9 protein-coding genes are annotated in these 10,530 nt (G+C 71.9%); 3 read left to right on the forward strand and 6 right to left on the reverse strand.

From position 1 onward, the window contains the following. Window positions 1-85: 85 nt before the first annotated feature. Window positions 86-1,132, reverse strand: a complete 1,047-nt coding sequence (gene aroF / locus ABZ635_RS26560) for a 3-deoxy-7-phosphoheptulonate synthase (protein WP_357769924.1) — start codon at window positions 1,130-1,132, stop codon at window positions 86-88. A 361-nt stretch (window positions 1,133-1,493) separates the two neighbouring features. Between aroF and ABZ635_RS26565 the strand changes: the two genes are divergently transcribed. Continuing rightward, window positions 1,494-2,132 carry a molybdopterin-dependent oxidoreductase gene (locus ABZ635_RS26565; protein ID WP_357769925.1) on the forward strand — a complete coding sequence of 213 codons (639 nt, stop codon included), beginning with the start codon at window positions 1,494-1,496 and terminating at the stop codon, window positions 2,130-2,132. A 28-nt stretch (window positions 2,133-2,160) separates the two neighbouring features. Here the strand turns inward: ABZ635_RS26565 and ABZ635_RS26570 are convergent, their stop codons facing one another. From ABZ635_RS26570 to ABZ635_RS26580, 3 genes are read right to left on the reverse strand one after another with little or no spacing between them, the layout of a single operon-like run. After that, window positions 2,161-3,309 carry a DUF5931 domain-containing protein gene (locus ABZ635_RS26570; RefSeq protein WP_357769937.1) on the reverse strand — a complete coding sequence of 383 codons (1,149 nt, stop codon included), beginning with the start codon at window positions 3,307-3,309 and terminating at the stop codon, window positions 2,161-2,163. A 3-nt stretch (window positions 3,310-3,312) separates the two neighbouring features. Continuing rightward, entirely contained in the window at window positions 3,313-4,227 is a 915-nt protein-coding gene (locus ABZ635_RS26575; RefSeq protein WP_357769927.1) for a hypothetical protein, read from the reverse strand. After that, complete coding sequence (locus tag ABZ635_RS26580; RefSeq protein WP_357769929.1) at window positions 4,224-5,021, reverse strand: alpha/beta fold hydrolase; 798 nt, start codon at window positions 5,019-5,021, stop codon at window positions 4,224-4,226. Before ABZ635_RS26580 ends, ABZ635_RS26575 begins: the two co-directional genes overlap by 4 nt. Before the next feature lie 418 nt (window positions 5,022-5,439). Between ABZ635_RS26580 and ABZ635_RS26585 the strand changes: the two genes are divergently transcribed. Then, the gene (locus ABZ635_RS26585) at window positions 5,440-6,303 is read left to right on the forward strand and encodes a lysophospholipid acyltransferase family protein (RefSeq protein ID WP_357769931.1); all 864 of its coding nucleotides are present in this window, start codon (window positions 5,440-5,442) and stop codon (window positions 6,301-6,303) included. 57 nt (window positions 6,304-6,360) lie between these two features. Here ABZ635_RS26585 and ABZ635_RS26590 read toward each other — a convergent pair whose 3' ends face one another. Next, a complete protein-coding gene (locus ABZ635_RS26590; RefSeq protein ID WP_357769933.1) occupies window positions 6,361-7,308 on the reverse strand; it encodes an ROK family glucokinase in 948 nt (315 codons plus the stop codon). A 145-nt stretch (window positions 7,309-7,453) separates the two neighbouring features. Then, window positions 7,454-7,978, reverse strand: coding sequence for a hypothetical protein (locus ABZ635_RS26595; protein WP_357769934.1), 525 nt, complete (start codon window positions 7,976-7,978; stop codon window positions 7,454-7,456). Window positions 7,979-8,464: 486 nt separating this feature from the next. Between ABZ635_RS26595 and ABZ635_RS26600 the strand changes: the two genes are divergently transcribed. Further along, entirely contained in the window at window positions 8,465-10,273 is a 1,809-nt protein-coding gene (locus tag ABZ635_RS26600) for an AMP-dependent synthetase/ligase (RefSeq protein ID WP_357769936.1), read from the forward strand. Window positions 10,274-10,530: the final 257 nt, after the last annotated feature.

Raw genomic sequence — 10,530 nt, forward strand, 5'->3', positions numbered from 1 at the left:
CGCGTTGAGCGATCCCGAGGCCTTCGCTGGTGGTCACGTCGCGCTGGAGCGGGCCCGGCCCGCGCGGGCCGCACCCGTCTTCCGGTCAGCGGCCGGCGAGCTCCCGCGCGGGCGCCGGAGTGAGGGTGCGCCCGCTCAGAGTGGCCAGGGTGCCCGCGAGGTCGCGCAGCTCGGCCAGGTCCTCTTCCAGCAGCGCCTGGGGACCGTCGCACAGGGCGGTCTCCGGGCTCGGGTGCACGTCCACGATCACGCCGTCGGCGCCGATCGCGATCGCCGCGCGCGAGAGCGGCAGCACCAGGTCGCGCTTGCCGCCCGAGTGCGACGGGTCGACGATCACCGGCAGGTGGGTGAGGCTCTGCGCGACCGGGACGGCGCTGATGTCCAGGGTGTTGCGGGTGGCCTTCTCGAAGGTGCGGATGCCGCGCTCGCACAGCACGACGTCGAGGTTGCCGCGCTGGGCGATGTACTCGGCGGCCATCAACCACTCCTCGATGGTGGCGCTCATGCCGCGCTTGAGCAGGACCGGCTTCCCGGCGTCGCCGACGGCCTGGAGCAGGGCGAAGTTCTGCATGTTGCGGGTGCCGACCTGGAGCATGTCGGCGTAGGAGGCGACCAGCGGGACGTCGGCGGCGTCCACGACCTCGGTGACGATGGGCAGGCCGGTCTTCTCACGCACGTCGGCGAGGATCTTCAGACCCTCCTCGCCCAGCCCCTGGAAGGCGTAGGGGGAGGTGCGGGGCTTGTAGGCGCCGCCGCGCAGGAGGGCCGCCCCGGCCGCCTTCGCCATGAGGGCGGCCTCCAGGGTCTGCTCGGGCGTCTCGACCGCGCAGGGACCCGCGATGACGGTCATGTTCTCGCCGCCGATCGGGACGCCGCGCACGCTGACCACCGTACGGCTGACGTGGTTCTCGCGGCTGACCAGCTTGTACGGCGCCGAGATGCGCAGCACGTCGCTCACCCCGGGCTTGGCGTTCAGGCCCAGGTCCTGGAAGCGCTCGACGTCGCCGACCAGGCCGATGATGGTGCGGCTGACCCCGCGTGTCACGTACGCCTCGCCTCCGGCGGAGGTGACCAGCTCGACGAGGGCGTCGATGTTGTCGGCGGTGGCGCCCGGCGCCATAACGATGACCATGTGGTTTCCCTGAGTGTCGGTTGGGTGGCTGAGCCGCGCGGTGGTCGCGCCGGTGCCGGGGGCATCGACCCTGGGCGAAGACAAAGGAGCCCCGGACCGATACCGGCCCGGGGCTCCTGGGAAGTCGTCTGTGTCAGCGCAGCGCTTTACAGGCGACCGGGGAGGTGGGCCGGTAGCCATAAAAGCGCCAAAAGTTTCGCTGCATGGCTGTGACTATAGCGCAAGGTGAGCACTCCCCCACACAACCGGGGGGAGTGACGTGGCTCTCGCGGGTGCCTGGCAGGATGACAGGACGCCGTCGCCCGCCCCGACGCGGGGGGCGCACGGGGCCCCAGGGGGCGGAGCGAAGGGACGGGGACGGTTGTCGGAGGGCGAGGACGCCGGGGGCGCCGGCGAGGGGGCGCGGCCGAGGCTGCCGCCGGGTCAGGCGGCCAGGTTCGAGCACAGGCCCCAGCACTACGGGCGGGTTCCCGTCTTCCGGCCGGAGCGGTGGGACTTCCGGGTGTTCGGTGCGACCGCGTCGCTGGGCACCTACAGGTGGACCTGGGACGAGTTCGGTTCCCTGCCCCGTACGGACGTGGTCCGCGACTTCCACTGCGTGATGCGGTTCAGCGTGCCCGACGTCCCGTGGGCCGGGGTCCCGGCGACCGAGATCGTACGGCTGGCCCCGCCGTCACCCGAGGTCACGCACGTGATGGCCTGGGGCGAGTACGGCTACAGCGCCAATATGCGGGTCGGGGACTTCCTCAGTGAGGGCGTCGTGCTCGCCACGCACCGCGACGGCGCCCGGCTCGCCCCCGAGCACGGCTTCCCCCTCCGCCTGGTGGTACCGCACCTGTACGGATGGAAGAGCGTGAAGTGGCTGCGGTCGGTGGAGTACATGGTGGGCGACCGGCGGGGGTTCTGGGAGGAGCGCGGCTACCACAACGGGGCCGACCCCTGGAAGGAGGAGCGCTACTCCCACCAGGAGCGGCCCGGGAACGGCCCGCCCCGGCGCTGATTCGACGGCCGCGCGCCACCACCCGGGGTCAGTCGCGGGGTACGGACATCTCGATCTCGGTGCCCTCTCCGGGATCGGAGGAGAGCTCGGTGGTGCCGCCCAGGTCGCGGACCCGGCCCACGACGGACTGGGCGACGCCGAGTCGGCCGTCGGCGCGCGCCCGCTCCAGCCGTCCGGGCGCGATGCCGGGGCCGTCGTCGCGCACGGTCACGGTCACCGCGTGCTCCTCGTCCTCCACCAGGACCCACGCCCTGGTGTGGGGCGGGCAGTGCCGCTCCACGTTGTCCAGGGCGGCGGCCACGGCGGCGGCGAGCTCGGCCGCGGTGTCCCCCGGCAGCAGTACCGGGGTGGCCGGAGCGGAGACCGAGACGCGCACGGACTCCAGTCGGCGCAGCGCCTCCCTGAGGTCGGCCGGGGCCCCCGGGGCGGCCTCCGCGCCGGGGCCGGAGGGGACGGCCGAGGCCGCGTCCAGACCGTCGGCGAGCAGGGACCGCAGCCGCACCTCCTGCTCACCGGCCATGCGGCCCAGCTCGGCGGCCTGGCCGCCGATCTCGTCGCCGCGACGCCGCACCAGCGCCAGTACCTGGAGCACGGAGTCGTGGATGGAGCGGGCGAGCTGTTCGCGTTCGCGGATGCGCGCCTCCATCGTCACCGCCCGGGCGAAGCGCTCCTCCGCCTGCTCGGCGACGCTCGCCATGTAGCCCACGGCGAGGCAGGCCAGCAGGAGCAGCGCCACGCCGCGCACGGTGGCGGCGGTGATGTTGGCGTCCATGAGCACGCGCAGGGTGAGGTCGGCGAACCCGTAGGCGAGGGCGACCGTGGCCGCGCCCCTGCGCCCCCAGATGACGCTGGCCGACAGCGCCGCCCCGGCGAACCAGTACGAGCTCAGCGGGGGCGCCTGCGTGAGGTAGTGGGGCAGGGCCGCCAACCCGGTGGCGAACAGGCAGCCGAAGGCCACGCCGAGGTCGGCCACCAGCAGGCGCGAGTTGCGCCAGGCCGGGCGGGCGTAGGCGTAGGTGGTCAGTACGGTCCAGCAGGCCATGAGCACGAGCACCGCCCAGGCGAGCCAGGGGCGGGCCAGGTACTCGTGGTGCTGGGCGACCGGCACCAGGGCGTAGACCAGGGCGACGGCGCGGAACAGGGCGATGGCGCGCCAGAGGGGGACGTCGAAGCCCAGGGCTCAGACCACCGCCCCGTTGTCGGGACCGTTGTCGCCGGGGGGCCGGGAGTCGGTCATGCGCAGGATGAGCACGACGAAGCTGGTGAGGAAGGCGGCGACGGCCAGGAACATCACCCAGTTGGGAAGGGCGATCCCCATGAAGGCCGCTCCGAAGAGCAGCACCGGGCCGCCCAGGAGCCCGAACCAGGCGGCGATGCCCACCCGGTCGCCCTGGAGCAGGGGCGGCGGGGGCGGCGGCTCGTAGTGCCCCTCCAGCTCCGCCTCGGCCCGTCGCCGGTCCTCCTCGCGGGAGTCCTCGTCGTCCTCTCCCGTGTCACGGGGCAGGTTGGCGAGGATGTCGCCGAGCCGGGTCTGGTGCTCGTCGGGGGCGTCGAGGTTCTCGGCGTCGGGCCAGGAGACCCGGCCGCGCTGTTCACTGGTTCCCTCGGAGTCGTCGTAGAAGCGGGCCACGAGGTCGTTCCAGACGTCGTCCTCGTCCCCGGCCCGCCCACCGGACGGCGCGGGGTCGGCCTTGGCCGGGGGCCCGTCGAGGAGGTCGCCGCCGACCGGGGCGTCGCCGCCCTCGTGCGGGGCGGGCGCCTCCTGGGCGTCCTCGCCCTCGGGCTCCGGTCTGACCTCGGCGCGCGGGGCCAGCAGGTCGGAGCCGGTCCCGTGCTCGCCCAGGTCGGGCAGTTCGGAGCCGAGGACCCGCTCGGCGGCGCCGCGTTCCTCCGCGTCCACGTACAGGTGGTCGGTGGGCGGGTCCTCGACCTGCCCGCCGGTGGGTTCCAGGACGTCCTCGGCCAACGGCACGGCGTAGGCGGCGATCCCGCTCCGCCTGAGCGCCTCCAGCATCAGGTCGGCGTGCGACGGCGCGAGCAGGATCAGCGGAACGTAGGCGTCGGCGAGCAGACCGTTGCCCCGACGTTGCGTCATCGGTCGGTTCCCTCCCCGCTTGCGCCGCGCTCGCGTACGAACGCGAGGCTGCCTTCGAAGATGGTGGCGGCGTCGTGGTCGAGCGTCGCCACGTGGTAGCTGTCGTGGAGCAGGTGGATCGTCAGCCGGGCGTTGACCGCTCTCCTGGCGAGGATACGCAGACTCTCCGGTCCGACGACGTGGTCCTGGGTGCTCCGGTAGGCCAGGACCGGCGTCCGCAAACCGGACATGCCGTCCTGAACCGCGCGCCACAGCTTCGGGAGTGTCGCGGCGGCGGCAGTGGGCACCCGGTCGTACCCGCCCTCGGTGACGGTTTCCAGGGAGACGTCGCTGGACAGGCCGGGGGTGGAGGGGAGCAGACGGGCCGCGAGGTGGCGGATCGGCGCGATCACCGGGAGCCTGCGGTCCTCCACTGTCAGGGAGGGATTGACCACCACGGCTCCCCGTACGACGTCGGGGTGTTCCTGGGCCAGGCGCAGGGTGAGCGCCCCGCCCATCGAAAGCCCCATGACGTACACCTGGTCGCACCGCCCGGCCAGGTCGAGCAGGGACTCCTCCACCGCCCCGTACCAGTCGTCGCTGGTGGTGGTGGCCATGTCCTGCCAGGTGGTGCCGTGGCCGGGCAGCCGCGGCGCCTCGACGCTCAGCCCCGCGGCGGCCAGGTACTCGGCCCAGGGGCGCATCGAGTGCGGTGAACCGGTGAAACCGTGGCAGAGCAGGACGCCGACGCCCGAACCCGTGTGGCTGAAGGGGTCCGCCCCCGGAATCAGGGGGATGGCGCTGGTCGGTCTCACAGGTCTGCTCCCGGGATCGTTCGGCGGGGAGGCCGGTCGGGACTGCGGCCCCCGCCGTGAGGCTAGTCGCTCGGGCGAGCGTTTGTCATCGAGTGAACGGTAGCGTCCTCCTGCCCGAACCCCGGGGGCGCCCGGCGTGTTCCCGGGCGACGCGGCGCGGACCGGCAGCGAGGGTCCGCGGCCGCGGTGAGTATCCTCGACAGTGGCCCGCGGCGTGTTTCCCGCCCGACCCGCGACGAGCGGCCCTCGGGTCCGTTCCGGACGCTTTTGGTGGGGACCCGCACGTGGTGGGAAGATGGCGTCCGTCAGCCTCCCCGCGACCGCGGCGGGGCGTTCCGGACATAGTCAGCGAGCGGGACAGTGAGACGTGGCAGGCCCTGCCCAGTGCTCCCCGCGTGTGCAGGGGTGATCTGAAGCAATGTTCTACTGGGTGGTCAAGGCGATCCTGGGGCCGGTTCTGGCCGTGTTGTGGCAACCCCGCGCGGAGGGCGTGGAGAACGTGCCCCGGCGCGGTCCGGCCATCATGGTCAGCAACCACCTGTCGTTCTCGGACCACTTCTTCGGTCCGCTGCCGCTCCCGCGCAAGATCACCTTCCTCGCCAAGGCCGAGTACTTCACCGGCACCGGGGTGAAGGGGTTCCTCAGCCGCGCGTTCTTCACCGGCGTGGGGCAGATCCCCATCGACCGTTCCGGCGGCAAGGCGAGCGAGGCCGCGCTCCGCACCGGGCTGCGTGTGCTCAAACGCGGTGACCTGCTGGGCATCTACCCCGAGGGCACGCGTTCCCCCGACGGCAAGCTCTACCGCGGCCGCACCGGTGTGGCCCGGCTCGCGCTGGAGGCCAAGGCCCCCGTCGTGCCCATGGCGATGATCAACCTCGAGAAGATCATGCCCCCCGGGCGCACCGTGCCCAAGCTGGGCGTGCGGCCCAAGGTGGTCTTCGGCAAGCCGCTGGACTTCTCGCGGTACTACGGCATGGAGAAGGACCAGCGGGTCCTGCGCGCCATCACCGACGAGATCATGTACGCCCTGATGGAGCTCTCCGGCCAGGAGTACGTGGACCGCTACGCGCAGGCGGTCAAGGCCGAGATCGAGGCCGAGGAGAAGGAGGCCAGGCGCGAACAGCAGGCCAGCGCCAAGGACGAGCGCCGGACCCGCCGCGCGGAGCGCAAGGACGAGCGCCGGACGCGCAGGGAGGCCAGGCGCGAGGAGAAGCGCGCCCGCAAGGCCTCCGACCGGGCCGACGCCGAGGAGGAGCGGGCGCGCCGCGACGGCGACGCCTGACCGCACGGACGAGGGGTGGCCACCGGTTTCTCCGGTGGCCACCCCTCGTCCGTGTGCCTAGTGACGGGCGAGGTCCCCCGCACCGACGATGCCCGCCTCACCGCCGAGTTCGGCGAGGCGCACCTCGGCCAGGCGGCGCCCGGGGCGGCCGGACACGTTGCGCGCGAACGAGGCGCGCACGGGGTCGAGGATGACGTCCCCGGCGTCGGAGACCCCGCCGCCGAGGACGAAGCACTCCGGGTCCAGGATCGCGGCCAGGTCGGCGAGGCCGAGCCCGGCCCAGTCCCCGATGGTCCGGAAGCACTCCAGGGCGGCGGGGTCGCCCTCCATGGCGGCCCGGGTGATGACCTCGCCCTCGATCCGTTCCACGTGTCCGTCCGCGAGCTTGAGCATCCGTTCAGCGTGAAGGGGATCGGTGTGGGCCAGGTCCTGACCCTCGGCGACCAGGGCGCGTCCGCTGGCGTACTGCTCCCAGCAACCGTGGTTGCCGCAGGCGCAGCGGCGGCCGTGCGGGACCATCCGGTAGTGGCCGACCTCGGCGGCGACCCCGTGGCGGCCGCGGTGCAGGGCGCCGCCGAGGACGAGGCCGCCGCCGATGCCGGTGCCGAGGGTCACGCAGACGATGTGGTCGCTGCCGCGTCCGGCGCCGAAGCGGGCCTCGGCCCAGGCGGCGGCGTTGGCGTCGTTCTCGATGACCACGGGCAGGTCCACGTGTCGCTGGACCCGTTCCTTGAGGGGTTCGTCGTGCAGGCCGAGGTTGACGGCGACCTGGACGGTGGCGCGGTCCTCGTCGACGAATCCGGCCACGCCCACGCCCACCGCGCCGACCGTGTCCTCGGGCTGGCGCTCGCGGAGCTCGCGAACCGCCCGGCCCACGACCTCGGCCAGTCCCCGGGGGTCGTGGGAGGGGGTGGGGAACTTGACCTTGTCGAGGATCTGCCCGTCGTGGTCGACGACACCGGCGGCGACCTTGGTTCCGCCGATGTCTACGCCGATGGTCAGCATGGGGGCAGCTCCTTCTACTTACGCCCGAACTCTGACATAAGTCTCAAGGTTCATGGCAGAGGGTTTTCAAATGGTGTAAACCATTCGATTAAACCAGGCTCGGGCCGTGCCGCACACCCCCAGCGCGCCCCGTGCGCACTCCGCCCTACTCCCCCGCCGTGACCTGCGGCTCCGTGCCGTCCCGACCACTCTCACCAGGCCCGGACCCTCCCTCCGGGCGGGGTGGCTCCGAGGACGCGCGGCGGGCGCGCTCGTCACGCTCCCGATCGGCCCGCTCACGCTCCTCGCGCTCCTCACGGGCCCGGGCGGCCTCCTCCCGTCCCTGTTCGAAGGAACGCTCCACCACGCCCCAGGTTCGACCCACCGCGTCCGCGAAGGAGAGCCCGGCCCGCCCGAGGTGACCCGCGACCTCCGGGGCGCTCTTGCGCACGATCTCCACGAACTCCTCCAGCGGCGGACGCTGTTCCTGCGTCTCCACGCGGATCGCCTCCTCCCACACGTCGCCCTTGGCCGGGGGGCTGGTGACCGCGCTGACGCCGCGTCTGACCCCGGCCACCAGCAGCTTGCGCTGGAGGGAGTCGACCAGACGCAGGGCGTCGTCGATGAGGTCGGGCTGGTCGGAGCGCCCGCCGCCCGGGCGCTCGGTGCGCCCGGTGTTGTTGTCGGTCATGTCCGTGTGCCTCCTGTAGGTCCGTCTGGTGTCACGTTAACCGCCCCGCCCGGACGCCGACAGGAGACCGGGCGGGGTTCAGGGAAGAGCCAGGGGCGGCCGGAGGGCGCCACCGGGGATGACCCCGGGAGCCTCCCGCGTTGGACCGGGTGTGCGCGGCGAGTCCGGCCCGCGATAGTCTCGCCTCGCGCGAGCGGCAACCGGGATCACGCGCGTGACCTGCGCGATCCCGGCCGGACCGGCGAGGAGCGATCCGCTCCCCCCGAGGCCACGGTCACGCCCACAACATCACAGGGCACGGCCCGACCCGACACGAGCGGCCACCGGCGGACACGCGATGAACAGCGTGTTCGCCCACCATGGCGCGTCAAGCTCGGATCACCGTTGGATACCGAACGGCAACCTGTTCTACTCACGAGTAGGATGGTGTTGTTACGGTCGTCACGTCCCCACCACCCAGAACCCGTACACGTCCAGGAGCATCACGTGCGCGAATACAGCTCTCCCGCGAAGGCCGAGATCTCCGACGACGCGCGGCTGACCGACACGCTCTTTGCGCGCGCGGCCAGCGAGCCGAACGCCGTCGCCGCCCGCCGCCAGGAAGAGGCCGGGTCCGGCCAGTGGCGCGACGTGACCGTCGAGCAGCTGCACGGCGACATCGTCGGATACGCCAAGGCCCTGATCAACGCGGGCATCGAGCAGGGCGACCGCGTCGCCCTCATGTCGCGCACCCGCTACGAGTGGACCGCGATCGACTACGCCATCTGGTCGATCGGCGGCGTCACGGTACCGATCTACGAGACGTCCTCCGCCGAACAGATCGAGTGGATTCTCTCCGACTCCGGCGCCAAGGCCGCCTTCGTCGAGACCGGCGACCACGCCAAACGCGTCGAGGGCGTCCGGGCCAACACCCCGGAGCTCTCCCACCTGTGGCGGTTCGACGGCGACGACCTCACCGCGCTCGCCGCCACCGGCACCGACGTCACCGACGAGGCCCTGGAGGCGCGCCGCACCGCGGTGGGCGCCGACGACCTCGCCACCCTCATCTACACCTCCGGCACCACCGGGCGGCCCAAGGGGTGTGAACTCACCCACCGCAACTTCCTCTTCATCGCCCACGCGGCCCTGGAGGGCCCGGCCAAGCCCATCATCCTCGGTCACGAGGGCACCCCCTCCACCCTGCTCTTCCTCCCCCTGGCCCACGTCTTCGCGCGCTTCGTCCAGGTGATGGTCATCGAGGGCAAGGCCGTCCTGGGCCACTACCCCAGCACCGGCCCGGACCTGATCGACCAGTTCTCGGTCTTCAAGCCCACCTTCCTCCTCGCGGTCCCGCGCGTGTTCGAGAAGGTCTTCACCAAGGCCCAGCAGAAGGCCGAGGGCGAGGGCAAGGGCAAGATCTTCAACGCCGCCGCCGACACCGCCATCGAGTACAGCAAGGCGCTGGCCACCGGCCAGGTCCCCTTCACCCTCAAGCTCAAGCACGGCCTGTTCAAGAAGCTCGTCTACGGGAAGATCACGGCCCGCCTGGGCGGCGAGGCCCACTACGCGGTCTCTGGCGGCTCCGCCCTGGGCGACCGCCTCGGCCACTTCTTCCGAGGCGTGGGCCTGACCATCATCGAGGGCTACGGCCTCACCGAGACCACCGCCCCGACCTCGGTCAACAGCCCCGGCTTCAACAAGATCGGCACCGTCGGGCAGCCCATGCCGGGCACGACCGTGCGCATCGCGGACGACGGCGAGATCCTGCTCAAGGGCGACCACATCATGGTCGGCTACTGGCAGAACGAGAAGGCCACCAAGGACGCCTTCGAGGACGGCTTCTACCGCACCGGCGACCTCGGCTCCCTCGACGCGGACGGGTTCCTGAGCATCACCGGGCGCAAGAAGGAGATCATCGTGACCGCGGGCGGCAAGAACGTCGCCCCGGCCGTCCTGGAGGACCGCATCCGCTCCCACGCCCTGGTGAGCCAGTGCATGGTGGTCGGCGACAACCGCAAGTTCATCGCCGCCCTCGTCACGATCGACCCCGAGTCGTTCGAGCTGTGGAAGGCCTCCAACGGCAAGACCGGCGAGATCGCCGAGCTCACCGGTGACGCCGACCTCAACGCCGCCATCCAGGGCGCGGTGGACGACGCCAACAAGGCCGTCTCCAAGGCCGAGGGCATCAAGAAGTTCAAGATCCTGCCCAGCGACTTCACCGAGGAGGGCGGCCAGATGACCGCTTCCCTGAAGGTCAAGCGCCACGTGGTCAGCAAGCAGTGGAGCAAGGAGATCGACGACATCTACGAGGTCTAGGCATCCCGGGGCCTCCGGGTCCTGACGCCCACCGAGGGGCCGGTCGCCGACACGACCGGCCCCTCGGCCGTTCCCGGCCGAAGGGTTCGACGGCTCCTAGGGCATGTTCCGTGGATGCTTTCGGTTGGTTCGGCGCTTGCGCCGATCGCCGCGAGCGGCCTCCAGGCAATCTCTCGCAAGACGAGGAGCGAAGGTCAGCCCGGGTTTGGCTGTCCGAGCGAAGTCGGCGCAGCGAGAGGCAGCCTGGTGGTCGCGAG

The sequence above is a fragment of the Nocardiopsis sp. NPDC007018 genome, from assembly GCF_040635075.1.
Lineage (GTDB): Bacteria > Actinomycetota > Actinomycetes > Streptosporangiales > Streptosporangiaceae > Nocardiopsis.